Annotated in this window: 19 protein-coding genes; 9 read left to right on the top strand and 10 right to left on the bottom strand. The window is 67.3% G+C overall.

Going from position 1 to position 24,764, the window contains the following annotated elements:
* Positions 1–10: 10 nt before the first annotated feature.
* Positions 11–1,225, bottom strand: a complete 1,215-nt coding sequence (locus DFR43_RS11300; RefSeq protein ID WP_133598742.1) for a DesA family fatty acid desaturase — start codon at positions 1,223–1,225, stop codon at positions 11–13.
* A 154-nt stretch (positions 1,226–1,379) separates the two neighbouring features.
* Positions 1,380–2,465: an RsmB/NOP family class I SAM-dependent RNA methyltransferase gene (locus DFR43_RS11295; protein ID WP_133598740.1), complete on the bottom strand. Its 1,086-nt coding sequence runs from the start codon at positions 2,463–2,465 to the stop codon at positions 1,380–1,382.
* A 65-nt stretch (positions 2,466–2,530) separates the two neighbouring features.
* Here DFR43_RS11295 and DFR43_RS11290 point away from each other — a divergent pair, with 65 nt between their 5' ends.
* Together DFR43_RS11290 and DFR43_RS11285 are read left to right on the top strand one after the other, a co-directional pair.
* Positions 2,531–4,150 (top strand): peptide chain release factor 3, encoded by a 1,620-nt coding sequence (locus tag DFR43_RS11290; protein WP_211338647.1) that lies wholly within the window; start codon positions 2,531–2,533, stop codon positions 4,148–4,150.
* Between the two features lie 16 nt (positions 4,151–4,166).
* Positions 4,167–4,751, top strand: coding sequence for a YqaA family protein (locus DFR43_RS11285; RefSeq protein WP_133598736.1), 585 nt, complete (start codon positions 4,167–4,169; stop codon positions 4,749–4,751).
* Between the two features lie 24 nt (positions 4,752–4,775).
* Here the strand turns inward: DFR43_RS11285 and purN are convergent, their stop codons facing one another.
* Positions 4,776–5,381, bottom strand: a complete 606-nt coding sequence (purN, locus tag DFR43_RS11280) for a phosphoribosylglycinamide formyltransferase (protein WP_133598734.1) — start codon at positions 5,379–5,381, stop codon at positions 4,776–4,778.
* 99 nt (positions 5,382–5,480) lie between these two features.
* On the opposite strand from purN, the gene DFR43_RS11275 reads away from it, so the two are divergent.
* Both DFR43_RS11275 and DFR43_RS11270 read left to right on the top strand, forming a co-directional pair.
* Positions 5,481–6,662, top strand: coding sequence for an acyl-CoA dehydrogenase family protein (locus DFR43_RS11275; RefSeq protein ID WP_133598733.1), 1,182 nt, complete (start codon positions 5,481–5,483; stop codon positions 6,660–6,662).
* 10 nt (positions 6,663–6,672) lie between these two features.
* Positions 6,673–7,788 carry an acyl-CoA dehydrogenase family protein gene (locus DFR43_RS11270; RefSeq protein ID WP_133598731.1) on the top strand — a complete coding sequence of 372 codons (1,116 nt, stop codon included), beginning with the start codon at positions 6,673–6,675 and terminating at the stop codon, positions 7,786–7,788.
* A 34-nt stretch (positions 7,789–7,822) separates the two neighbouring features.
* Here the strand turns inward: DFR43_RS11270 and DFR43_RS11265 are convergent, their stop codons facing one another.
* From DFR43_RS11265 to DFR43_RS11255, 3 genes are all read right to left on the bottom strand, one after another.
* Positions 7,823–11,929, bottom strand: coding sequence for an EAL domain-containing protein (locus tag DFR43_RS11265; protein WP_133598729.1), 4,107 nt, complete (start codon positions 11,927–11,929; stop codon positions 7,823–7,825).
* Positions 11,930–11,936: 7 nt separating this feature from the next.
* Positions 11,937–14,078 (bottom strand): hypothetical protein, encoded by a 2,142-nt coding sequence (locus DFR43_RS11260; RefSeq protein WP_133598727.1) that lies wholly within the window; start codon positions 14,076–14,078, stop codon positions 11,937–11,939.
* 123 nt (positions 14,079–14,201) lie between these two features.
* Positions 14,202–14,759: an HNH endonuclease gene (locus DFR43_RS11255; RefSeq protein ID WP_133598725.1), complete on the bottom strand. Its 558-nt coding sequence runs from the start codon at positions 14,757–14,759 to the stop codon at positions 14,202–14,204.
* A gap of 166 nt (positions 14,760–14,925) precedes the next feature.
* Between DFR43_RS11255 and DFR43_RS11250 the strand changes: the two genes are divergently transcribed.
* The 4 genes from DFR43_RS11250 to DFR43_RS11235 all read left to right on the top strand — a co-directional run bounded on the left by DFR43_RS11250 (position 14,926) and on the right by DFR43_RS11235 (position 20,105).
* Entirely contained in the window at positions 14,926–16,053 is a 1,128-nt protein-coding gene (locus DFR43_RS11250; RefSeq protein WP_133598723.1) for a bifunctional riboflavin kinase/FAD synthetase, read from the top strand.
* 144 nt (positions 16,054–16,197) lie between these two features.
* Complete coding sequence (ileS, locus tag DFR43_RS11245; RefSeq protein WP_133598721.1) at positions 16,198–19,098, top strand: isoleucine--tRNA ligase; 2,901 nt, start codon at positions 16,198–16,200, stop codon at positions 19,096–19,098.
* A 16-nt stretch (positions 19,099–19,114) separates the two neighbouring features.
* Entirely contained in the window at positions 19,115–19,624 is a 510-nt protein-coding gene (lspA, locus tag DFR43_RS11240; protein WP_133598719.1) for a signal peptidase II, read from the top strand.
* A 25-nt stretch (positions 19,625–19,649) separates the two neighbouring features.
* Complete coding sequence (locus DFR43_RS11235) at positions 19,650–20,105, top strand: hypothetical protein (RefSeq protein ID WP_164499742.1); 456 nt, start codon at positions 19,650–19,652, stop codon at positions 20,103–20,105.
* Between the two features lie 46 nt (positions 20,106–20,151).
* Here the strand turns inward: DFR43_RS11235 and DFR43_RS13930 are convergent, their stop codons facing one another.
* On the bottom strand, positions 20,152–21,603 hold the full coding sequence (locus DFR43_RS13930; protein WP_133598715.1) for a methyl-accepting chemotaxis protein: 1,452 nt from the start codon (positions 21,601–21,603) through the stop codon (positions 20,152–20,154).
* 101 nt (positions 21,604–21,704) lie between these two features.
* Complete coding sequence (locus DFR43_RS11225; RefSeq protein ID WP_133598801.1) at positions 21,705–22,688, bottom strand: quinone oxidoreductase family protein; 984 nt, start codon at positions 22,686–22,688, stop codon at positions 21,705–21,707.
* 114 nt (positions 22,689–22,802) lie between these two features.
* Between DFR43_RS11225 and DFR43_RS11220 the strand changes: the two genes are divergently transcribed.
* Entirely contained in the window at positions 22,803–23,723 is a 921-nt protein-coding gene (locus tag DFR43_RS11220; RefSeq protein ID WP_133598713.1) for a DMT family transporter, read from the top strand.
* Positions 23,724–23,750: 27 nt separating this feature from the next.
* Here DFR43_RS11220 and DFR43_RS11215 read toward each other — a convergent pair whose 3' ends face one another.
* Positions 23,751–24,545, bottom strand: coding sequence for an SDR family oxidoreductase (locus DFR43_RS11215; RefSeq protein ID WP_133598711.1), 795 nt, complete (start codon positions 24,543–24,545; stop codon positions 23,751–23,753).
* A gap of 37 nt (positions 24,546–24,582) precedes the next feature.
* Positions 24,583–24,764: hypothetical protein (locus DFR43_RS13640; RefSeq protein ID WP_211338646.1), on the bottom strand; the 182-nt coding region annotated here is incomplete at its 5' end.

Here is a 24,764-nt window from a genome sequence, read left to right as displayed (position 1 = left end):
CATGCGCCGATCAAGCCGGGCGCAAAGCCCGCAGCCGGATGGAGAACTCGCGCAGCGCGGCGATGCCGCTTTCCTCGGCGCGATGGCACCAGGCCTGCAAGTCCTTGGCCATCTGCTCGCGGGTCAAGGAGGTGTCGGACCACAGGCGGCGCAACTCTTCGCGCATGGCGTGCATCTTGGCCAGCGTGGGATGCTCGGCACGCACCTGCTCCAGCTTGGCTTTGTACTGGGCCGGCACCTTGTCGTCATCGCGGTGCAGCCAGCGACGGGCCGTCTTGAGCATGGAGACGTCGGCGCTGCGGGCTTTGAGCGCATCGAGCTCGGCACGCACGGTGGCGCGCATCTCGCGGGCATAGCTGGCCATCACTTCGTAACGGTTGGCGATGATGGCTTCCAGGGTTTTCTCATCGGCCACCGGCTTGACGTCGCCAAAGGCGAGCTTGGGCGGCGTTTTCTTGGGGCGGGCCAGGCCCAGCTTGGCCAGCGCGCTGATGTACAGCCAACCGATGTCGAATTCGTAAGGTTTGACGGAGAACTTGGCCGAGGTGGGGTAGGTGTGGTGGTTGTTGTGCAGTTCCTCACCACCGATGATCACGCCCCAGGGAAACACGTTGGTGCTGGCATCGGGGGCTTCGAAGTTGCGATAGCCCCAGTAGTGGCCGATGCCGTTGACCACGCCGGCGGCCCAGAACGGGATCCACACCATCTGCACGGCCCAGACGGCCAACCCCATGGCGCCGAACAGCGCCACGTCGATGATGAGCATCAGGCTCACCCCCAGGCGGGAGTGGCGGCTGTAGAGGTGGCGCTCGATCCAGTCATCGGGCGTGCCGTGGCCGTAGCGCTCCAGCGTGTCGCGGTTCTTGGCTTCGGCGCGGTAGAGCTCGGCCCCTTCCCAGAACACTTTCTTGATGCCAAACACCTGTGGGCTGTGGGGGTCGCCCTCCTGCTCGCACTTGGCGTGGTGCTTGCGGTGGATGGCGGCCCATTCCTTGGTGACCATGCCCGTGGTCAGCCAAAGCCAGAAACGGAAGAAGTGCGCCGCCGCCGGGTGCAGGTCCAGGGCGCGATGCGCCTGATGCCGGTGCAGATACAGCGTGACACTGACGATCGTGAGGTGGGTCAGCACCAGGGCCACCACCAGGGCCTGCCACCAGCTCGCGCCGGTGAGGCCGTCGGCCAGAAAAGTCAGCAAGGCGTTCCAGCCGGATTCCATCGAAACCATAAACTCTTTCACACGAGAACACACACACCCATAGGGGTACATCGGGCCAGCGTTTACACCAGCCCCGGCGGATTGTAGGGGTGACGCCCCAAAACACCAAACATTTTCGGTAACCGGGTGTATCGGCCGAGCGAACGCGGGCCCGCCCGAGCGCTCAGGGCCGGCGCTGCCAGATGGCGGCGAAGAAACCGTCGGTCTGATGCCGATGGGGCCACAACCGCAAATGCCCGGTGTGGCACAGGGTGGCAGCGTCTGCCACGCCGGCCCGCTGCAAAGGCTGCGCGGCATCGAGCGGCACGAAATCCCGATGCGCCTGGCCAAATGCGTCGGCCACTTGCTCGTTTTCCTGGGGCAGCAGGCTGCAGGTCGCGTACACGAGCCGCCCGCCCGGTTTGACCAGCCGCGCGGCTTCGGTCAGGATGCGCGTCTGCGCAGCGGCCAACGCCTCGACGCCCTGCGGCGTCTGGCGCAGCTTCAGGTCGGGACTGCGGCGCAGGGTACCCAGGCCCGAGCAAGGGGCATCGACCAGCACGCGGTCGATCTTGCCCGCCAGACGCTGCAGGCGCTCGTCACGCTCGTGGGCCAGCGCCATGGTTTGCACTTCGGTGAGCCCGCTGCGCGCCAGCCGGGGCTTGAGCGCATCGAGCCGGTGCGCCGAGGTGTCGAAGGCATAAAGGCGCCCCTGGTTGCGCATCCAAGCGCCCAGCGCCAGCGTCTTGCCGCCGGCGCCGGCACAGAAGTCCACCACCAGGTCATGGCGGCGCGGCTCCACCAGCAGCACCAGCAGTTGGGAGCCTTCGTCTTGCACCTCGATGAGACCGTCGCGGTAGGCGGGCAGCTCGCGCAGGGAGGGCTTGCCGGCCAGCCGCAATCCCCAGGGGGAATAGGGAGTGTCGGCCACGTCCAGGCCGTGGCTTTGCAGCTGCTGGCGCACCGCCGCCCGCTTGGCCTTGAAGGTGTTGACCCGCAAGTCCAGGGGCGCGCTGTGCTGCATGGCCTGCCAGAAGGCGTCGTACTCCGGGCCGAGCAGGCTTTGCAACGATTGCGCCAGCCAGTCGGGCAGCGGCAGGCTGCGCAAATGGGCGAACAACCGGTCGGACAGGGCATGGCGATCCCGCGCCCCGATCTGGGGGTGTTCGCGGAAGAAGTCGGCGGCGGCGACATCGGCCGGCTGCGCCAGGGTCATGACGCGCGCCAGCAGCGCCTCAAACCAGTCGGTGGATCTTGCGGAAGAAGGCATGGCGCGCATTGTCGGGCAAGCGGGAGCGGGATGGGAGCAGGACGGGTGCAGGATAATTGGGCCCCATGTCTGACATTGTTTCCGAAGTGCGGCGCCGCCGCACTTTTGCCATCATCTCGCACCCCGATGCGGGCAAGACCACGCTGACCGAAAAGCTGCTGCTGTTTTCCGGGGCCATCAACATCGCCGGCTCGGTGAAGGCACGCAAAGCGGCGCGCCACGCCACCAGCGACTGGATGGAAATCGAAAAGCAACGCGGCATCTCGGTGGCCAGCTCGGTCATGCAGATGGAATACCGCGACTGCGTCATCAACCTGCTGGACACGCCCGGCCACCAGGACTTCAGCGAGGACACCTACCGCGTGCTGACCGCGGTGGACGCCGCGCTCATGGTGATCGACGCGGCCAACGGTGTGGAGCCCCAGACCCGGCGCCTGCTGCAGGTGTGTCGGGCCCGCAACACCCCCATCCTGACCTTCGTCAACAAAATGGACCGCGAGGTGCAAGCCCCGCTGGACGTGATGGACGAGATCGAGCGTGAGCTGGGCATGACGGTGGTGCCGTTCACCTGGCCGGTGGGCATGGGCAAGCTGTTTCACGGGGTCTATGACCGCCGCAGCGACCAGATGCGTGTGTTCACGCCGGGCGAAGACCGCGTTGGTGGCGACGAGGAGGTGCTCGCCGGACTGGACAACCCCGAGACGGCGCGGCGCTTTGGCCTGGAATGGCAGCAAGCGCGCGACGAGCTGGAACTCGTCGCGGGGGCGTCGCCCGCCTTTGACGAAGCCGAGTTCCTTGCCGGCAAGCAGACGCCCATGCTGTTTGGCTCGGCGATCAACAACTTTGGCGTGCGCGAAGTGCTCGACGCGCTGGTGGACCTGGCCCCGCCGCCCGGCCCCAAGCCCGCCCTGCAGCGCGTGGTGGAGCCGACCGAGCCAAAGTTCAGCGGCGTGGTGTTCAAGATTCAAGCCAACATGGACCCGGCGCACCGCGACCGTATCGCCTTCGTGCGCTGCGCCAGCGGCCATTTCCAGCGCGGCATGAAGCTCAAAGTCACGCGCAACGGCAAAGAGCTGCGGCCCAACACGGTGGTGTCTTTCCTGTCGCAGCGGCGCGAGTTGCTGGACGAAGCGTTTGCCGGCGACATCATCGGCATCCCCAACCACGGCGTGCTGCAACTCGGCGACACGCTCACCGAGGGCGAAGCGCTGCAATTCACCGGCCTGCCGTTTTTCGCGCCCGAGATCATTCGCAACGTCGAAGTGGCCGACCCGCTGCGCACCAAGCAGCTCAAGGCCGGCCTGACGCAGTTGGGCGAAGAAGGCGCCATCCAGGTGTTCCGCCCCATGGCCGGCAGCGTGCTGATGCTGGGCGCCGTGGGGCAGTTGCAATTCGAGGTGGTGCAGCACCGGCTGGAGACCGAATACGGCGTCAAGGCCCGCATCACCCCGAGCGCCTACCATGTGGTGCGCTGGGTCACCTGCCCGCCGGAAAACGGCGGCGAGCAGGAACTCAAGCGCTTCATCGACGCCAACCTGCACCGCATGGCCTGGGACGCGGTGGATGCCCCCGCCATCTTGGTGGACCACAGCGCCACCTTGCGCGCCGTGGAAGCCAATTGGCCCAAAATCCAATTCCACGCCATGCGCGAGCACGCGGGCCTGGTGTTCCACAAAACCCTGTGATGGCCCGAGGGCGCTTGTGAAAATCTTCGCCCCGCTGTACGAACGCGCCATGCGCTGGGCGCGCCATCGCCATGCGCCCTGGTATCTGGGGGGCATGAGCTTTGCCGAATCGTCGTTCTTCCCCATCCCGCCGGACGTGATGCTGGCCCCGATGTGCCTGGCGCAACCGCAGCGGGCCTGGCGCTTTGCCTGGATCACGACGATCGCCTCGGTGCTGGGCGGACTGCTGGGCTATGTCATCGGGGCCTATGCCTTCGGCCTGATCGAGCCCTGGCTGCAAACCCAGCCGCGCTACTGGGCCGGCTATCAGCAGGCGCTCGAATGGTTCGACCGCTGGGGCGTGCTGGCGGTGTTCGTGGCCGGCTTCTCCCCCATCCCTTACAAGGTGTTCACGGTGGCCGCGGGTGTGCTGTCGATGGCGCTGCTGCCCTTCGTGGCGGCTTCGGTGGTGGGCCGTGGGGCGCGTTTCTTCCTGGTGGCGGCCTTGATGCGCTGGGGCGGCGCCCGCATGGAAGCGCAGCTGCACCGGCACATCGACCGGCTGGGCTGGATCACGGTGGCGCTGGTGCTGGCCGGCGGCCTCATGTACGCCCTGCGCTGACGCCCAGCCCCCTCCAACCGAGGCTCAGCCTGCGGCGAGCAGGCGCTCGATCACCCGGGGGTACATCAGGTGCTCCTGGGTCAGCACCCGCGCGGCCAGGGTGTCGGCGCTGTCATCGGGCATCACGGGCACGACCACCTGGTCGAGGTATTCCCCGTGGTCGAGCTCGGCCGTGACCCGATGCACCGTGGCGCCCGCGAAGCGACAGCCCGCCTGCAGCGCCCGCTCATGGGTGTGCAAACCCGGAAAAGCCGGCAGCAGCGAGGGGTGGATGTTGATCAGCCGGCCGGCGTAATGTTCGACGAAGCCCGGCGTGAGGATGCGCATGAACCCCGCCAGCACCACCAGGAAGGGGCCAGGCGGGCACAGACCATCGATGGCCTGGATGAGCGCAGCGTCAAACGCCTCCCGGCTGGCATAGGCCCGATGATCCAGCGCCACCGTGGGCAAGCCTTCGGCCTGCGCCCAGGCCAAACCGGCCGCTTCGGGGCGGTTGCTCACCACGCCGGCCAGCCGCGCGCCCCAGCGGCGGCCCCATTGACGGTCGCGGGCGGCCCGCACGATGGCTTGCATGTTCGAGCCCTGCCCGGAGATGAGCACGACGATGTTTTTGGAGGCGTGATCGGACATGCCCGCAAGTGTAAGGGCGCCTGTCACCCCCCGGACAGCCGCCCGGCGAACGTCCGTGCTAAAACACCTGCCACCATTCAGCCCCACGGAGACCATCGCATGGATTTGGCTTTCACGCCGGAAGAACTGGCGTTCCGCGAAGAAATCCGCACCTGGGTGCGGGCCAACCTGCCACCCGACATCGCCCACAAAGTGCACAACGCCCAACGCCTGACCCGCGACGACATGCAGCGCTGGGCCAAGATTCTCGGCAAAAAAGGCTGGCTGGGCTACGGCTGGCCCAAACAGTTCGGCGGTCCGGGCTGGAACGCCGTCCAAAAGCACTTGTTCGAGGAGGAGTGCGCGCTGGCCGGGGCCCCGCGCATCGTGCCCTTTGGGCCGGTGATGGTGGCGCCGGTCATCATGGCCTTTGGCAACCGCGAGCAGCAGGAGCGCTTCCTGCCTGGCATCGCCAGCGGCGAGGTGTGGTGGAGCCAGGGCTACAGCGAGCCCGGCGCAGGCTCCGACCTGGCCAGTCTGAAGACCCGCGCCGAACGCGTGGGCGACCACTATATCGTCAACGGCCAAAAAACCTGGACCACCCTGGGCCAGTACGGCGACTGGATTTTCTGCCTGGTGCGCACCAGCACCGAAGGCAAGCCGCAGACCGGCATCAGCTTTCTGCTCATCGACATGAAAAGCCCCGGCGTGACCGTGCGCCCCATCAAGCTGCTGGACGGCGAGCACGAGGTCAACGAAGTCTGGTTCGACAACGTGAAGGTGCCGGTGGAAAACCTGATCGGCGAGGAGAACAAGGGCTGGACCTATGCCAAGCACCTGCTGAGCCACGAGCGCACCAACATCGCCGACGTCAACCGCGCCAAGCGCGAACTGGAACGCCTCAAGCGCATCGCCAAGGCCGAAGGCGTGTACGACGACCTGCGCTTTCGCGACCAGATCGCCCTGCTGGAGGTGGACATCGTGGCGCTGGAAATGCTGGTGCTGCGCGTGCTCTCGGCCGAGAAGTCGGGCAAGCAAAGCCTGGACATCGCCGGGCTGCTGAAAATCCGCGGCAGCGAAATCCAGCAGCGCTACACCGAACTCATGATGCTGGCCGCCGGCCCGTTCAGCCTGCCGTTCATTTTCGAGGCCATGGACGCCGGCTGGCAGGGCGACTTCCCCGGCGGCGTGGTGGCCAACGCGCCGCTGGCGGCCAACTATTTCAACATGCGCAAGACCACCATCTACGGTGGCAGCAACGAAGTGCAGCGCAACATCGTGGCGCAGACCGTGCTGGGTTGAGGAGCCAAACATGGATTTCGATTTTTCCGATGACCAGATGCAACTGCGCGACGCCGTGCGCCGCTGGGTGGACAAGGGCTACGGCTTCGAGCGCCGCAAGGCCATCGTGGCAGCCGGGGGTTTTGACCGCGCCGCGTATGCAGAGCTGGCCGAACTGGGCCTGTGCGGCCTCTACGTTTCGGAGGCACACGGCGGGCTGGGCATGGGGCCGGTGGAAGGCATGGTGGTGATGGAAGAGCTGGGCCGCGGCATCGTGCTGGAGCCGCTGGCGCAGACGCTGTTGGCATCGGCCCTGATCGGCGGCTATGCCAGCGCCGACCTGCAGGCCGAATGGCTGCCCCGCATCGCGAGCGGCGACGCGCTGGTGGTGTTGGCGCATCAGGAACGCGGCCTGCGCTATGCCCTGGGCGCGGCCCTGACACGCGCCACGCCCCAGGGTGACGGCTGGACCCTGACCGGGCGCAAGAGCCTGGTGCCGGCCGGAGACGCCGCCGATGCCTGGCTGGTGCCCGCGCTGACCGAACAAGGGCTGGGGCTGTTTGTGGTGGCCAAAGGCGCGGCAGGCACCCAGGCCAGCGGCTACCTCACGCAAGACGGCAGCCGCGCCGCCGAGGTCAGTCTCAACGGCGCCGCCGCCCAGCTGGTCACCCGTGACGGACAGACCGCGCTGGAGCACGCGGCAGACATCGGCATCGCGGCCAGCAGCGCCTACGCCGTGGGCGTGATGGACCAAACCCTGGCCGTGACCGCCGACTACCTCAACACCCGCAAGCAGTTCGGCGTGCCGATCGCCAGCTTCCAGGCCCTGCGTCACCGCATGGCCGACATGAAGATGCAGCTCGAACTGGCACGCAGCATGAGCTACTACGCCAGCCTCAAGCTCCACGCGCCCGTCGCCGAGCGCCGGCAAGCCCTGTCGCGCGCCAAGGTGCAGCTGGGGCAATCCATGCGGTTCGTGGGCCAGCAGGCGGTACAACTGCACGGCGGCATCGGCGTGACGGACGAGTACATCGTCAGCCACTACTTCAAGACGTTGACCCAGCTCGAAATGACCTGGGGCGACACCTTGCACCATCTGGGCGAAGTCTCGGCCCGGATGCAGGCCACGGCCGGCGTGTTTGCCTGAATCCCGCCAGCCACGCGGCGGACCGGGCCACGGCTCACTGCATCAGACTGCGCAGCGTTTCTTGCAAGGCCGCCTGCAGTGACTCCAGCCGCGCACACCCGGCCTCGTCCCAGGCCGGGGCGCCTTCATGCAACCGAGCCACCAGTTCCCGCGCCTGGCGGTAGCTTTCGCGGTGCAGGGATTCGACCAGCGCGATTTCCGGACGGCGAGCATGCCGGACGCGGCCACTTTCCTCCAGCCACTGCCCCAGACGCGAATCGGCCGGTGTGAGGCTGGGCAGCACCCGGGAAGCGCCTTTGAGGTAGTCGATGAGCGCCACGGTCCAGGCCCGGTGCTCCACCATGGCAAACAGCAGCGGCACGTCGTCGTGATCGACGCTGGGCACGGCCTGCCAGGCGTCTGGCGGCGCCCAACCGCGCACCCAATCGACCACTTCGTGGGCCGGCAGGGGTTTGGCAATCGCATAGCCCTGCCCCCATTCGCAGCCCATGCGCAGCAGCATCTCGCCATGGGCCACCGTCTCCACCCCCTCGGCGATGGCCCGACGCCGGAACGCCTTGGCCAGCCCCAACACGCCCTCCAGCAGCGCCAGGTCGTCCGGGTCCTCCAGCATGTCGCGCACGAAACTGCGATCGACCTTGAGCGTCTGCACCGACAGGCGCCTGAGGTAGGTCAGCGAGGAGTAACCGGTGCCGAAATCGTCCAGCGCGAAGCCGACGCCCAGCGCCGCGCAGGCTTGCATCGTTTCCGCGATGCGCGCCACGTCTTCCAGCGCGCTGGTCTCCAGGATCTCCAGTTCCAGATCCCCGCTCTGCACCCCGGGGTGCCTCTCCAGGGCCTGCTGCAACCGGTCCACGAAATCGGGCTGCTGCAACTGGATGGCGTCCACATTGATGCTCAGCGGCAAGTGCAGCCCTTGCGCCCGCCACGCCTCGATTTGCGCCAGCGCGGTGTCGAGCACCCACTGCCCCAGGTCCACCATCAGACGGTGGTTGGCCAGTACCGGCAGGAACACCGCGGGCGCCAGCAAGCCTTGCTGCGGATGCTGCCAGCGGATCAGGGCCTCGGCCCCCACCACCTGCCCCGTGCGCATGTGCACCTTGGGCTGATAGTGGAGCACGAATTCCTGCTGGCGCAACGCCTCGCGCAGCCGCTCCAGGCTTTCGTGACGGCCCCGCACGTCGCGATCGTGCGCGGCATCGAACAGGTGGTAGCGGTTCTTGCCGAGCAGCTTCGCCTGATACATGGCCTGGTCGGCCTGTCGCAGCAATTGGTCGGCATCCACGCTGTCGAGCTGCGGATAAAAGCTCACCCCGACGCTGGCGGACACTTGCAGGCTGCGGCCTTCGTCTTCCACCGGGTGCGCCGCCGCATCCAGCAGCCGCGCGAGCAAGGGCTCGCAGGCCCCCAGGTCGGCCAGGTCCAGCAGCACGGCGACGAATTCATCGCCGCCCAGCCGGGCCAGGGTATCGCCTTCGCGCAGCACCTGACGCATGCGCTGGGCCAGTTCGACCAGCAGCCGGTCGCCGGTGTCGTGGCCGAAGCGGTCGTTGATGTCCTTGAAGCCGTCCAGATCGATGTAGGCCACCGCAATGTGCAGACCACGCCGGCTGGCTTGGGCCATGGCCTGCTGCAGCCGGTCGGCCAACAGGCTGCGGTTGGGCAGGCCGGTCAGCGGGTCATAGTGCGCGATGTGTTCGAGCTGGCGCTGATGCTCTTTGAGCGCGGTGATGTCTGTGAACAGGCCAACGTAACGCTGCACCTGCCCCTGCCGGTCGAGCACGGCGCTGATGGTAAGCAGTTCGGCATAGATTTCACCGTTGCTGCGCCGGTTCCACACCTCGCCGCTCCAATGCCCCTGCAAGCGCAGCGACTCCCACATTTCGGCGAAGAAGGCCGCATCGTGCCGACCCGAAGCGAGCACCCGCGGGTTGCGCCCGATCACCTCCTCCCGGGCATAGCCGGTGATGCGGGTGAATGCGGCATTGACGTCGAGGATGCGGCCTTCGGGATCGGTGATGAGGATGCCCTCGTTGGCGTGCTCGAACACGCTGGCCGCCTGGTCCAGCTTTTGCCGGGCGCGGCGCCGGTCGATGGCCGAACCAATGACGCCGGCCAGCACGCCGAACATGGCCGCATCATCGGCACTCCAATCGCGCTGACGGCTCACACTGTCGCCCCCCAGAAAGCCAATGAGCCGCCCGTCGGAGCCTTTGAGCGCGGCCGTGAGCACGGACCGCGCCTGGCGCCGGCGAAATTCGGCCCGTTCCAGACGGGCCTCGGGCGGCAGTTGCTCGACATCGGGCACCTGCACAATGCCCGTGCTCAGAAATCGAGACAGCCACCAGGAGAGGGATTGCACCCGCACATCCCGGATGCGCTGGCGCTGTGGCTCGATGCCGGGCGCGCACCACTCGTGGGTGTTGTTCATCCAGGTGGCGCTTTCATCGAACTGGAACACGTAGCAGCGGTCCAGCCCCATGAGCCGACCCAGGCCGCTGAGGCATTCATCGACGGCCGGATCGAAGCCGGTTTCGGCATCCACGCCCAGAAGCGCGGCCGACGCCTGCGCCGCGAGTTGCTGGAACGCCAGTTGCTGACGAATTTGCGCCTCGGCCTCGGCCCGCAGCATCTCGGAAGCCACCCGATCGACGAACAAATCGAGCAACGGACTGGCCAGGGTGCTGAGCGCCGGGGGCAGCGGTTGGCGCCCCAGGGCCACCAAAATGCCGATCGGTTGGCCGGCCTTGTCCAGCAAGGCGTTGCCGATGTAGGACTGGACCCCGAGATGCACCAGCGCCTCATCGTCGGGGAACAGCGCCTGCACCTCCGAAGGATAGACGGCATTGCCGCTGGACATCACATTCTCGCAGGGCGTGCCTGCCAGGTCGTAGGTAAACGGTTCGAGCGGGCGGTCACCGTCGCAACCGCCAACGACCTGTACCCGCAGGCCAGATGCATCGAGCCGGCCGACGAACGCCATGTCCAGCCCCAGGGCCTGGGTCAGGTGCTGACACACGCCGCGGAAAAATGCCTGTCCGCTGAGCCGGGCCAGCTCGGCGTTGAGCGCATGCAGGGCCGCCTGCAAGACCATGCGCTCGGTGATGTCCTGCATGCTGCCGAAGGAGCGCACGTGCCGGCCTTCGGGGCTGCGCTCGTGCTCGCCCTGCACGTGCACATGGCGCACCTCGCCGGTGCCACGGCGCACGATCCGCAAATCGACATCGAACCGGCTCTGTCCCTCCTGCAAGGACTGCTGGAACGCCTGATCGAAGCGGGCCCGATCGTCTGGATGCACCATGGCCAGGAAGCCGTCGTAGGTGGTGGGCGCGGCCCGCAAGTCGCAGCCCAGGATCCGGGCCACCTCGCCGGAGCGGATCAGCTCGCCGGTGTCGGCCTCCAGGGTCCAACTGCCGATGTGGGCGATGCGCTGGGCCCGCTCCAGCAAGGCCTCGCTGCCGGCCAGGGCCTCGATGGTGCGCTTCTGCCGCGCATTGGCCTGCTCCAATGCTTGGAGCAGCGTCTCGCGCTCGGCCTGCAGCGCCCGGGCGCGGCGTATGCTGCGCACCAGCCAGCCAATCACCAGCGCCTGCGCCAGCAGGGCCGAAAGCAACAGCCAGAACTGCAAGGTGCGGCTGCGGGCAATCTGCTGCACCTGGGCGTCCACCAATTCCTCCAGGCGCTGCTGGTAATGCCAGAGGTCCTGCGCCTGGTGGCGCCCGGGCGTGATGTCGAGCACCACCGAATGCAGCAGGCGCTGCCCATCGAAATCGAAGGGCCGGGAATGCACCTCGACCGTGCGGATGTCGCCATCGGCCAGGCGGTGCCGGAAGATGAAAAAGTTGCGGCCCTCCCGCTCGGCCAGCCCGCGCTCCTCGGCCACCTGCTGCGGCGTCAGCGTGTTGATCTGCTGGATACTCATGCCCAGCAGAGCATCGCGGTCGTAGCGGTAGAAGCGGGCCGCGGCCGGATTGGCATCGACGATGCGGCCACTGGCCGGCTCGATCAGCAGCATCGGGATGTCGTGCTGCAGAAACAACTCGTCAAACCCCGGCCGGGCCGCCGAGGCAGGCTCCACCTTGGCAACGGTCAAAGCAACCGCCAGCAGCCACCCAGGGATCGACAGGCCGCTGCGCTTCATGGGCGCCTTACCACCACCCCTGGCGGTGTGCCCAGAACACCGCACCCAGCAAAACCGCCAACAGCGCCAGCCAGGGCCAGGGGCTGGACCGGTCGGCGTACGGGTCGTGCAGCGCACGCTCCGAGCCGGCTGGCAGAGCCGCCACGCCCGTGAGCGCCGCGCCGAAAGGAATGTTGATGCGGGCACGGATGTTGACCGCCCAGCCATTGGCATCCAGCAGCGGGCCCAGATTGCGCTGGCGCAGCTTGAGCCACGCCATCAACATGGACGGCCCGGAAATGAGCAGCACCACACCCAACACCACCAGCGGCATCTGCCAGGCTGGCAGGCGCAAAAAGCCCGTGACCACGGCCGCCAGCGCCGTCCCCAAGGCCCCCAGCGCCAAGCCAATGGCGGCAAAGATCCCAGCGAACTTGGCGATGTCGAAAGCTTGCGCTCGACCACCTTCGGCCGGGGTGGCCGCCTGGGTGCCGACCTGGGTCACGCCTTCGGCCGACTTGGCTTCCACCGCCTTGTCACGGGCCGCGGCGAATTTCTGGATCTGTTCCCCGATCATGCGGGCCACCCGCTTGTAGGGGGCCCAAAATGCCTGGCGCACGCTGATCGGGGCTTCCACCACCTTGACCACGCTGGCGTTCCAATCCCGGCCCTGCCGGTCGTAGAACACGCCATTGCGGCCGGGCACCATCATCTCGTCGGTATCGCCGCCGGTCATCGCCGCGACGATGGTCATGGGCGCCTCGCCCTGACGCACGCACTGGCAATAGACGAGGTAGGTGCCCGACAGCGGGGCCAGCGCCGCGTGGCGGCCCATGTCGGCCACGCGCAGGCACAGGTTGCAACTGCGTTGGTCGATGTACAGCGTGCCGGCCTGAAACACGGCCGGCTGCTGGCCACCGTAGAAATCGCTCAGGTTGACGAAGTTGCGCAGCAGCGTCACCAGATCGCGGCGCAGGCGCAACAGCTTCTCCAGCGCGTCCACCCCGGCGGCATTGGTATCGGACTGGGCATCTTGTTCGATGAGGGCACGCAGGGCGGCCACGGTGTCGGGCCGCAACAGCGCGTCCAGGCGCTCGGCCGGGATGTCGGCCACCGGCGTGGCGGGCTTGGCAGCCAGCCATTCGCGGTAGGCGGTGAACTTGGCGCTGAGCTGCTGCCACTGCGCCAACGTGAGCGCCGGCTGCTCCCCAAACACCGGCCAGACGACACGCTGCCGCAAGGCCGCCATCGCGGCTTGCCAGGCCGGGTTGATGCCATCGACCAACGGCAGCGCGCCGCCGGGCACGACTTTGGCCAGTGGCAGGGCGGCCACCTCCTGCCGGGCGTCGCTCAGCGGCAGGGCAGCCAGCTCGGCGTATTGGCTGTCGGCAGGGTTGAGCGCAGGCGTGGCACGCTCATCGAAGGCCGCCAGCCGGCATCGGGTGAAATAGTCCTCCACCTTCACCTGCACGGCATCGAAAGCGGCCAGGGCGGCCGCGGTGTCGTCACCGAAGGCCAGAATCTGCGTCGCGTCGCTGCAGGCGCGGGCCTGCCACTGCCGCGCTTCTTCAGCCGCCGCGAGGAAAGCATCCAGCGTCTGAGCGGTCACGCCGGGCTCACCGCTGCGATCCGTCTGCGCGCCGACGCAGGCCAGCACCTCGGCCATGAGGGCCTTGACCCCTTCGTCATCGGTCAGCGCAGCCGGCACGACGCCGTCGCCATTGAAACGCTCGGGCGGGAACAGGCGCGCCGGGTCCGACAGGTCGGCCAGCGAAAGCACCTCGTCGCCCGCGCGGCCGACCCGCGCCAGCACGTCACGCGCTGCCGCCAGCAGTTCCTGCCCCGCTGGCTGCCGGTCATCGAGCGCCGACAGGGGCAGGCTGTCGCCCGGCTGGAACAACACCCCGGGGTCGCGCAACACCTCGCAGACCCAGCGCACGGCGGCCAGCAACTCCGGCACGCGGATGCGCCCATCGCCATCGGCATCCAGCAGCTTGAGCGTGCGCTCATCGAACTCCAGGCCCACCGTGGGGCAGGCCAGCACTGCCCAGAGCTTCTGGTCGAGCGTCCCGAGATGGCGCAAGTCCTCAGCCGTCTCGATGCGCACCTGATCGAAACCCCCACAACGGAAAAAACGCCAACGGTGCGATGCAGGGGGCGTGGTGGACACGGGCGGCTCCTCTCTCTAGGGACAAACTGAAACGCATCGTATCACCGCCCCGGCGGCCCCGGTCATTCGGGGCGGCCCGGATGCCACCGCTGCACTGCGCCGCGTTCGAAATCGGCCCCAAGCTCACGCATGCAGACGCGAGTGGCGCGGCAAATGCGCCATCAGAAACTCCATCTGGTCGGCCAGAATGCGGCGGTTGCGCAGAATGAAGTCTTCCCAGAGGCTGGGCACGTAGGGCGCATACAGCAACGGCATGCCGGCCTGCTCGGGGGTGCGATTGCCCTTGCGGTGGTTGCACGAGCGACAGGCCGTGACCACGTTCATCCAGTGATCGCGCCCCTGCTGGGCCAGCGGCCGGATGTGTTCGCGGGTGAGGTCTTCCTCGTGGAAACGGCCGCCGCAATAGGCGCACACATGGCGGTCGCGCGCAAAGAGCTTGGCGTTGGACAGCGCGGGCTTGAGATCGAACGGATTGATGTGTGGCACGCCCTTGGTGCCGATGATGGAGTTGATCTCGATGACGGACTGGCGGCCGGTGACGGCATTATGCCCCCCGCGAAACACCGCCACGGGCTGGCCCATTTCCCAGCGCACCTGATCGGCGGCGTAATGCAGCACCGCTTCCTCCAGGCTCAGCCACGACTGCGGCAACCCTTGCGCCGACAACTTCAACACCTTCAAGACCGACCTCCATGTGTAACGCCCTCGATCGGGCACCCAAGCACCGGAATCCGTCCTGCCAGCGCAGCCGGGTGAGCAGCTGCGCCAACGGATGCATGAACTTGTGTCAATATAACGCGCTTTGATGTCCGCTCGCCGACACGGGCTCCATCGCCTGCCAACCCCCATGAAAATCATCCAAGGCCTCAACAACCTGTGGCGCCATGCCCGCGCCCGGGAGGCCGGTTGCGCCCTGACCATTGGCAACTTCGACGGGGTGCACCGGGGCCACCAGGCCATGCTGGCGCTGCTGCACAACGAGGCGCGGCACCGCGGCGTGCCCAGCTGCGCCCTGACGTTCGAGCCGCACCCGCGCGATTTCTTTGCCGCTCGCCACCACAAGCCCGAACTGGCCCCGGCCCGCATCGCCACCCTGCGCGACAAACTGCACGAGCTGCGTGCTTGCGGCGTGCAGCAGTGCGTGATCCTGCCGTTTGACGAGGCATTGGCCAGCCTGTCGGCGCCAGACTTCATCGAGCAGGTGCTGGTGCAGGCCCTGGGCGTGACATACGTGCTGGTGGGCGACGATTTCCGCTTTGGCGCCCAGCGCCAGGGCGACTACGCCATGCTGGACGCCGCGGGCAGCCGCTGGGGCTTCGACGTGGCCCGCATGATGAGTTACGAGGTGCATGGGATGCGGGTGTCGAGCTCGGCCGTGCGCCAAGCCCTGGCCGCCGGCCGCATGGACGAGGCCGCCGCCCTGCTGGGCCGCCCCTACGGCATCACCGGGCATGTGGTGCATGGCCGCAAGCTGGGGCGCCGCCTGGGAGCCAGCGGCCCGCAGGCCGACGACGGCTTTCGGACGTTGAACCTGCGCTTTTCGCACTGGAAACCGGCGGCCAGCGGGATCTTCGCCGTCCAGGTGCATGGGCTGGACCCCGACCCCCAAGCCGCCCCGCTGCCGGGCGTGGCCAACCTGGGGGTGCGCCCTTCGCTGGACCCGAACGACATCAACGGCGGGCGCGTCCTGCTGGAAACCCACTGCCTGCTGTGGCCGCAGCGGGTCCGCCGCGCCTTGGCGCATGCCCCCACCCCGGGGGAGGCCTACGGTAGAATCATCCGGGTGGAGCTGCTGCACAAACTGCACGACGAACTGAAATACGACAGTCTGGACGCCCTGACCCAGGGCATCGCCAAAGACTGCGCCGACGCGCGTGCCTGGCTGGCCGCCCACACCCGCCTCTTCGACGGCGAGCCGGCAGCCGCCAGCAGCCATGCCGCCGTCCGCCGCCAAACCACCCGAGATCGAATTTGACCCTGCCCGCTGCCTGGGCCGCTCGGTCCGGGCGCGGTTGCGCAGCCTTCGACAGGCTCGGGATGCGCGGCCCCCTCATCGCCCTGCCCTGTGTGGAGTGGGTCGAGCCTGTCGAGCCCCACTTTCGATTTGCCGAACACCGCCATGTCCGACACCGCCCCCGCCGCTAGCGGCACCGACTACAGCCACACCCTCAACCTGCCCGACACCCCATTCCCCATGCGCGGCAACCTGCCCCAGCGCGAGCCGGGCTGGGTGCAGCAGTGGGACGAGCAAGGCATTTACCAGCGCCTGCGTGCCGCCCGCGTCGGCGCGCCCAAATTCGTGCTGCACGACGGCCCGCCATACGCCAATGGACAGATCCACATCGGGCATGCCGTCAACAAGGTGCTCAAGGACATGATCGTCAAGGCGCGCCAGCTCGCCGGCTTCGACGCGCAATACATTCCCGGCTGGGACTGCCATGGCCTGCCGATCGAAAACGCCATCGAAAAACTCCATGGCCGGGGCCTGAGCCGCGACGAGATGCAGGCCAAGGCCCGGGCATTTGCCACCGAGCAGATCGCCCAGCAAATGGCCGACTTCAAGCGCCTGGGCGTGCTGGGCCAGTGGGACCGGCCCTATCGCACGATGGACTTCGTGACCGAGGCCAACGAGATCCGCGCCTTCAAGCGTGTGATGGAGCGCGGCTTCGTTTACCGCGGCTTGAAGCCCGTGTACTGGTGCTTCGACTGTGGCTCGTCGCTGGCCGAGTTCGAGATCGAATACCAGGACAAGAAGAGCCAGACGCTGGACGTGGGCTTTCTGTGCGCAGAGCCGGCCAAGCTGCTGCAAGCCTTCTTCCGCGACACCGGCCTGCCCCATGGCAGCCCCGAGGGCCTGGAAGGCCGGCCGATGTATGCGGTGATCTGGACCACCACCGCCTGGACCATCCCCGCCAACCAGGCGCTCAACCTCAACCCCGAGATCGTCTACGCGCTGGTGGAAACCCCACGCGGCCTGCTGGTGCTGGCCGAGCCGCTGGTCGAAGCCTGCCTGAAGCGCTACGGCCTGGAAGGCCGCGTGCTGGCCACCACCCAGGGCCGTGCGCTGGAGATGATCCGTTTTCACCACCCGCTGGCCCACGTGCACCCGGGCTACGACCGGCTCTCGCCCGTCTATCTGGCCGACTACGCCACCGCTGATGACGGCACCGGCATCGTGCACTCGGCGCCCGCCTACGGCGTGGAGGATTTCAACGCCTGCGTCGCTCATGGTCTGGCCTACGACCAGATCCTCAACCCCGTGCAGGGCAACGGCCACTATGAGGAAAGCTTGCCGCTGTTCGGCGGCCAGAACATCTGGAAGGCCTACCCGGCGATCATCGAGACGCTGCGCGAGCATGCCCGGCTCTTCGCCACCGAGACCATCACCCACAGCTACCCGCACTGCTGGCGCCACAAGACGCCGGTGATCTACCGCGCAGCCGCCCAGTGGTTCGTGCGCATGGACGAGGGCGAGGGCATCTTCACCACCGACAAGGCCCCCAAGACGCTGCGCCAGATGGCGCTGGAGGCCATCGACCACACGCAGTTCTACCCCGAGAACGGCCGCGCCCGATTGCGCGACATGATCGCCAACCGGCCCGACTGGTGCATCAGCCGCCAGCGCAGCTGGGGCGTGCCCCTGCCTTTCCTGCTGCACGTGGACAGCGGCGAGCCGCACCCGCGCACACCCGAGATCATCGACCTGGCCGCCCAGGTGGTGGAGGCCGGCGGCATCGAAGCCTGGAGCAAGCTCACCACGGCCGAGATCCTGCAGCGCATCGGCGACGCGACCGACCCGGCCCAGTACACCAAAAGCACCGACATCCTGGAGGTGTGGTTCGACTCGGGCACCACGCACACCACGGTTCTCAAAGGCAGCCATGCGGGTGCCGGCCACGACAGCGGGCCCGAGGCCGACCTGTACCTGGAAGGCCATGACCAGCACCGCGGCTGGTTCCATTCCTCGCTGCTGACGGCCTGCGCAATGTACGGCCGCGCCCCCTACAAAGGCTTGCTCACCCATGGCTTCACCGTGGATGGCCAGGGCCGCAAGATGAGCAAAAGCGTGGGCAACGTGGTGGCCCCGCAGCAAGTCAGCTCCAAGCTAGGGGCCGAGATCATCCGGCTATGGGTCGCCTCCACCGACTACTCCGGCGACCTGGGCATCGACGACAAGATCCTGGCCCGCGTGGTGGACGCCTACCGCCGCATCCGCAACACCTTGCGCTTCCTGCTGGCCAACATCAGCGACTTCGACCCGGCCAAGGACGCCGTGCCTGCCGACCAGATGCTGGAAATCGACCGCTATGCCTTGAGCCGCGCGGCCGAACTGCAAGCCGAGATCCTGGCCCACTACGACGCTTACGAATTCCACCCCGTGGTGGCCAAATTGCAGGTCTATTGCTCCGAAGACCTAGGCGCCTTCTACCTGGACGCACTGAAAGACCGGCTCTACACCACCGCGCCCCAAAGCCTGGCGCGGCGCAGCGCCCAGACGGCATTGCACCAGATCACGCATGCCATGCTGCGCTGGATGGCACCGTTCCTGAGCTTCACCGCCGAGGAAGCCTGGGCGCTGATCGGCACGCCGATCAATGGCTCGCCTTCCATCTTCACCGAAACCTTCCTGCCGCTGGATACGCCCAACGCCGCCTTGCTGGCCAAGTGGACGCGCATCCTACAAGTGCGGGCCGCGGTCAACAAGGCCATCGAGGCGGTGCGGGAACAGGGGCAGGTGGGTTCGTCCCTGCAAGCGCACGTGACGCTGCGGGCCGCGCCGGAAGATTTTGCCCTGCTCTCCAGCCTGGGGGCCGACCTGAAGTTTGTATTCATCGTCTCGTCCGTGGACTTGCAACCGGGCACGGAACTGGCGGTCGACGTGCAGCCGTCGAGCGGCGTCAAATGCGCCCGCTGCTGGCACTGGCGCGACGACGTGGGGCACGACCCCGCCCACCCCGAGCTGTGCGGCCGCTGCACCAGCAACCTGTTTGGCGCCGGGGAAACCCGCACCGTGGCTTGACGGAGGCAGGCGGCGCATGGGCAAACCGTCTTCCAAGGGGATGCTGGTCTGGCTGGGCCTGGCGTTTGCCATTCTGCTGGCCGATCAGGCCACCAAATGGTGGATCGTCAGCTTCTACCGACCGGGCGAATCCACCTATGTCACCTCGTTTTTCAACATCGTTCGGGTGCACAACACCGGGGCGGCCTTCTCCTTTCTGGCCACGGCAGGCGGCTGGCAGCGCTGGTTCTTCACCGCGGTGGGGGTGGCCGCGACGGTGTTCATCCTCTGGATGTTGCGTTCGCACCACAACCAGAAGCTGTTTGCCTTCTCGCTGGCCTGCATCATGGGCGGGGCGGTGGGTAATGTGATCGACCGGCTCGTCCACGGCTATGTGGTGGACATGCTGGACTTCCACTGGCGCTGGCTGGCGCCGGTGTTTCGTGGCGGCCACTTTCCCGCCTTCAATCTGGCCGATGTCGCCATCACGATCGGAGCAATCGGGTTAATATTGGATGAAATCCTGCGCGTGCGGCGCTCGCGCTGACCGTGCATCCCGCCCTGCCCCTTGCATGTCCAGCCCCTCTGCCCGCCCCACTTCGTGCCTCCGGCGGCCTATCGTCACCCGCCCACGGGGACGCTGGGCAGCCGGTCTGTGGTTCGCCATGCTCGGCGCTGTGGCGGGGGTGGCCAGCGCACAAAACATTCAGTGCCACGTGAGTTTCGCGGGCGCCACCCGCACCTTCACCATCGCCCCGGGCAGCCAGACCGACGCCGTCACGCCCCTGCTGGAAGGGGCTTCTTTCGTGCTGGAGGTGATCAACCGCCTGCCCCCGGAGCCGGGCGCTGGCGTGAAGGTGCGCACCTATGGCGTGTTCTCCGGTGAGCCCTACTTGATGCATCAGGCGTTTTATCTGCCGCAAAACGATCCCCGCGGCCCTCATGGCTTCACGGGCCTGCAGGTGATCCGCGAGCCGCTGCGGCACCACGAGCTGGCCTATTGGTGCGAACGCGCCCCAACGCGCTGAAGCCGGCACCTCGCGCCCGCCCCCGTGAGTCCGACCAGACTGGCGCTCAGCCGGCCAAGCGGAACGTCGTCACCATTTGTGCCAGGCGCTGTGCCTGGTCGCGGAGGCTTTCGGCGGCTGCCGAACTTTGCTCCACCAACGCCGCGTTTTGCTGCGTCATCTGGTCCAACTCGCCCACGGCGCCATTGACCTGGGCGATGCTGTCGCTCTGCTCGCGGGCCGAGGCGGCGATGGCGGCCAGCATCTCGGAGACGCGCTGCACACTGTCCACCACATCCTTCATGGTGGCGCCTGCGGACTGCGCCCGCTCGTTGCCGGCGGCCACCTGATTGACGCTCTCATCGATGAGCTGCTTGATCTCGCGGGCGGCCTGCGCGCTGCGCTGGGCCAGGCTGCGCACCTCGGCCGCCACCACGGCAAAGCCCCGGCCTTGCTCGCCGGCGCGGGCCGCTTCCACCGCCGCATTCAAAGCCAGGATGTTGGTCTGGAACGCGATGCCGTCGATGACGCCGATGATTTCGGCCATGCGCCGGCTGCCCGCGTGCAAGGCGTCCATGGTTTGCACCACGTCGCCCACCACGGCGCCGCCACGCTGCGCCACCTGCGCCGCCTCACCGGCCAAATGGCTGGCCTGCTGCGCGGCTTCAGCGCTTTGGCGCACGGTGGCCGTCAGGGTATCGACATGGGAACTGGTCAGGGCCAGGTGACTGGCCGCTCTTTCGGTGCGCTCGCTCAAATCCCGGTTGCCTGAAGCGATCTCGGCGCTGGCCGACAGGATGTGATCGCTCGTCTGCCGCACCGTGGTCATGACGGCAGCCATGCGCCCCAGAATGCTCTTGAGCTCCACCGCCATGGGGGCGCGAACAGCCACATGCTGCACGTCCAGCGCGATGCGCTCCCCCTCGCTCATGCGCTCGGCCAACTGCGCCACTTCGGCGTTGTCGCGCACCGTGCGCGACAGGCGCGAGACGAACAGCACCTCGAAGGCGGTTTGCGCCACCACATAGCCGGCATGGATGAAAACGATGCCCAAGTGTGGCTGCGTCAGGCAATAGACGCCGAAGCCCGCCGCCTGCAAGCGGTCAAACAGCAGGTGATGCACCGCGAAAAAGGCCGCCGACAGCACGATGGGCCGCCAGTCCAGATAGACCATCAGCAAGGCCAGAGTGACGAAGACGCCGAAGTGGAATTCGATCATCCCGGCGCTGAGCTGGATGTGCAGCGCCACGAGGGCGGAGAGCGACAACGCCACGACCAGGCGCGCAGCCAGCTTGCCACGCCACACCACCGTGGCCAACAAGCCCGGCGCCATCAGCGCCAGCGCCCAACCCAGCACCGCCGGCAGCGACATCACCGGGTTGGGAAACGCCACCCCCAGCGCCACGGCCACCGCCGCATACAGCAGCAAGGGCAGGCGCAGCAGCTTGTCACCCCGCCGGCGCTGCGCATCCAGCGGGTGAATGGCGTCTTCGCGCCCGGATTCTTCTGATGCACGCATCGGCGTTCCCAACTTTGTCTTGGACAAAATTGTCGCCGATATCTCAACGTCTTACAAGACGTCCGGAATTCACGGGGGTCTGACCCAGCGCGTGACAGCCGTCACGGAATGAGCACCGTCGAGCCGATGGTCTGGCGGGCTTCGAGGCTGCGATGGGCTGCTTGCACCTGCTCCAGCGGATAGCGCTGCGCCACATGGATCTTCACCTGGCCGGAAGCGACCACCGCGAACAGGTCGTCGGCCATGGCCTGGGTGCGCTCGCGGCTGGTGATGTGGCTGAACAGGGTCTGGCGCGTCACGTAGATGGACCCTTTGGCCGCCAGCACGGCCGGGGCAAACGGCGGCACCGGCCCTGAAGCGTTGCCAAAGGTCACCATCAGGCCAAATGGAGCCAGGCAGTCCAGCGAGGCGTCCCAGGTGTCCTTGCCGACCGAGTCGTACACCACCTTCACGCCCTTGCCCCCGGTGATCGCCTTGACCCGGGCCGCGAAGTCTTCGGTGCGGTAATTGATGACATGCGCCGCGCCGTTGGCCCGGGCCAGCTCGCATTTCTCGTCCGAGCCGGCCGTGCCGATCAACTGCAGCCCCAGCGCCCGAGCCCATTGGCAAGCGATCAGGCCCACCCCCCCGGCAGCGGCATGGAACAGCACGAAATCGCCAGGCTGCAAACCCTCTACCGGCTTGCAGTGCTTGAGCAGGTACTGGGCCGTGAGCCCCTTGAGCATCATGGCCGCCCCTTCTTCAAAGGCAATGGCGTCCGGCAGGCGGCAGACGTTCATGGCGGGCATGACGCGCGCGTCGCAGTAGCTGCCGGGGGGCTGGCTGGCGTAGGCCGCCCTGTCGCCGACGCGCAGGTGGCTCACGCCTTCGCCCACGGCCTCGATCACCCCGGCCCCTTCCATGCCCAGCCGCAAAGGCATCGGCAAAGGGTACAGGCCCGAGCGTTGGTACACGTCGATGAAATTCAGGCCAATGGCGTGGTGGCGGATGCGCACTTCGCCCGGCCCGGGCTCCCCCACGGGCACTTGGACGATGCGCATCTGCTCGGGGCCGCCGGGCTGGTCGATCTGCACGGCGCGGGTCATGGGGCTGTTCATGCGGGCTCCTGGTTGGCAAACGGGCATGATGGTGCCACGAAGCCGCAGGCTTTGCAGCCCCTAGGGCCACTCAGGGGTGTCCGGCTTGTTACATTTGTGGGGATGTCTTCGTCCCACCCCCCTCTGAACTGGTCCACCGCGGGCCTGCTGCTCGTCCCGCCCCTCATGTGGGCAGGCAACGCGGTGGTCGGCCGCATCGCCGCGCCTTGGATTCCCCCCGTCACCTTCAACTTCCTGCGCTGGGTGCTGGTGCTGCTGATCCTGCTGCCCCTGGCGGGCTGGGTGCTGCGGCGGGGCAGCCCTTTGTGGCGGCACTGGAAGCGCTACGCTTTGCTGGGCCTGCTGTCGATTGCCAGCTACAACATGCTGCAATATCTGGCGCTGCGGACCTCCACCCCCATCAACGTGACCCTGGTGGCGGCCAGCATGCCCGTGTGGATGCTGCTCGTGGGCCGGCTGTTCTTTCAGGCGCCGATCCGGCGCAGCGCGCTGCTGGGGGCGGGCTGCTCGCTGCTCGGGGTGCTGGTGGTGCTGACCCAGGGCGATCTGGGCCGGGTGCGCGAGTTGCAGTGGGTGCCCGGAGACGCCTGGATGCTGCTGGCCGCCTTCGTCTGGGCCAGCTACAGCTGGCTGCTGACCCAACGCGACGAAGCCAGCGACATCCGCAACGACTGGGCTGCCTTCCTGCTGGCGCAGACGGCGCTGGGCCTGGTGAGCGCTTCGGTGCTGACCGCTGGCGAATGGCTCTGGCTGGGCAGCCAAGGGCAGGCGCATATCGAGTGGAGCTGGGCGCTGGCGGCGATTCTGGTGTTCGTGGCCATTGGCCCTTCCCTGCTGGCTTACCGCTGCTGGGGCGCCGGCGTGCAGCGGGCGGGCCCCACCGTGGCCGGTTTTTTCAGCAACCTGACACCGCTGTTTGCCGCCCTCATGTCGCTGGCGTTCCTGGGTGAGCCGCCCCGGCTGTTTCACGGGGTGGCGTTTGCGCTCATCGTCGCCGGCATCGTGGTGTCGTCGCGGCGCTGAGGGCGCCGCATCTGCCCGCCAGCCGCGTCAGAAAGTCCCGGGAAAAGCGCCACCGTCGGGCAAGATGTTCTGCCCCGTGATGTAGCCCGCCTGCACGCTGCACAAAAAGGCGCAAATGGCGCCGAACTCCTGCGGCGTGCCAAAGCGCCGGGCAGGAATCTGGGCCATTTGCGCGGCACGCACTTCCTCCACGGTCTTGCCCGATTTCTGGGCCGCGCCGGCCAGCGTGGCCTGCAGACGGTCGGTGTCGAACTTGCCGGGCAACAAGTTGTTGATGGTGACGCCGCGGGCCGCGATGCCGCTGCGCGCCACCCCCGCGACGAAGCCGGTCAGCCCGCTGCGCGCGCCGTTGCTCAAGCCCAGGATGTCGATCGGCGCCTTCACCGCGCTGGAGGTGATGTTGACGATGCGGCCAAACCCGCGCTCGGCCATGCCATCCACCGTGGCCTTGATCAACTCGATGGGCGTGAGCATGTTGGCTTCGATCGCCCGGAGCCAGGCGTCGCGGCCCCACTCACGAAAATCCCCCGGCGGCGGCCCCCCGGCGTTGGTCACGACGATATCGAACGCCCGCCCCGGACCGCCCGGGACGGCAAACAGCGCCTGCCGCCCTTCGGGCGTGGTCACATCGGCCGCCACGGTCAACACCTGCACGCCTGTTTCGGCGCGCAAGACAGCCGCAGCCTGCTCCAACGCCTCGGCCCCACGCGCGGCCATCACCAGGTGGACGCCTTCGCGCGCCAGCGCCTGCGCACACCCCCATCCCAGGCCCTTGCTGGCCCCACACACCAAAGCCCAGCGGCCCGCGATTCCCAGATCCATGGTTCGTCTCCTTTTCCTTTTCCGTTCAGAAACCTTCTCACTGCCGGCTCACCCACAGCACCCCGGCCAGCACCAGCACGGTGCCGGCCAACACCCAGGCGTTGAAGGGTTCGCCCAAAATCAGGGAAGGTCTGCAAAACCTTCCTGCCAGACTGCCGGGATGGGACAATAGCGACATGAAGCAGATGAGTCTGGAGGCGCCGATGTATACGGGCTTTG

The organism is Tepidicella xavieri (assembly GCF_004363315.1).
Lineage (GTDB): Bacteria > Pseudomonadota > Gammaproteobacteria > Burkholderiales > Burkholderiaceae_C > Tepidicella > Tepidicella xavieri.
The sequence above is the reverse complement of the archived record's forward strand: the minus strand, read 5'-3'. Positions and strand labels throughout refer to the sequence as shown.

What these genes read in the sequence shown, in the direction of transcription:
- DFR43_RS11220 (WP_133598713.1), top strand. Translation starts at nt 22,803, where the DNA reads ATGTCTTCGTCCCACCCCCCTCTGAACTGGTCCACCGCGGGCCTGCTG.
- DFR43_RS11225 (WP_133598801.1), bottom strand. Translation starts at nt 22,688, where the DNA reads ATGACCCGCGCCGTGCAGATCGACCAGCCCGGCGGCCCCGAGCAGATG.
- DFR43_RS11235 (WP_164499742.1), top strand. Translation starts at nt 19,650, where the DNA reads ATGTCCAGCCCCTCTGCCCGCCCCACTTCGTGCCTCCGGCGGCCTATC.
- DFR43_RS11250 (WP_133598723.1), top strand. Translation starts at nt 14,926, where the DNA reads ATGAAAATCATCCAAGGCCTCAACAACCTGTGGCGCCATGCCCGCGCC.
- lspA (WP_133598719.1), top strand. Translation starts at nt 19,115, where the DNA reads ATGGGCAAACCGTCTTCCAAGGGGATGCTGGTCTGGCTGGGCCTGGCG.
- DFR43_RS11275 (WP_133598733.1), top strand. Translation starts at nt 5,481, where the DNA reads ATGGATTTGGCTTTCACGCCGGAAGAACTGGCGTTCCGCGAAGAAATC.
- DFR43_RS11295 (WP_133598740.1), bottom strand. Translation starts at nt 2,465, where the DNA reads ATGCCTTCTTCCGCAAGATCCACCGACTGGTTTGAGGCGCTGCTGGCG.
- DFR43_RS11270 (WP_133598731.1), top strand. Translation starts at nt 6,673, where the DNA reads ATGGATTTCGATTTTTCCGATGACCAGATGCAACTGCGCGACGCCGTG.
- DFR43_RS11215 (WP_133598711.1), bottom strand. Translation starts at nt 24,545, where the DNA reads ATGGATCTGGGAATCGCGGGCCGCTGGGCTTTGGTGTGTGGGGCCAGC.
- DFR43_RS11265 (WP_133598729.1), bottom strand. Translation starts at nt 11,929, where the DNA reads ATGAAGCGCAGCGGCCTGTCGATCCCTGGGTGGCTGCTGGCGGTTGCT.
- ileS (WP_133598721.1), top strand. Translation starts at nt 16,198, where the DNA reads ATGTCCGACACCGCCCCCGCCGCTAGCGGCACCGACTACAGCCACACC.
- DFR43_RS11300 (WP_133598742.1), bottom strand. Translation starts at nt 1,225, where the DNA reads ATGGTTTCGATGGAATCCGGCTGGAACGCCTTGCTGACTTTTCTGGCC.
- purN (WP_133598734.1), bottom strand. Translation starts at nt 5,381, where the DNA reads ATGTCCGATCACGCCTCCAAAAACATCGTCGTGCTCATCTCCGGGCAG.
- DFR43_RS11290 (WP_211338647.1), top strand. Translation starts at nt 2,531, where the DNA reads ATGTCTGACATTGTTTCCGAAGTGCGGCGCCGCCGCACTTTTGCCATC.
- DFR43_RS13930 (WP_133598715.1), bottom strand. Translation starts at nt 21,603, where the DNA reads ATGCGTGCATCAGAAGAATCCGGGCGCGAAGACGCCATTCACCCGCTG.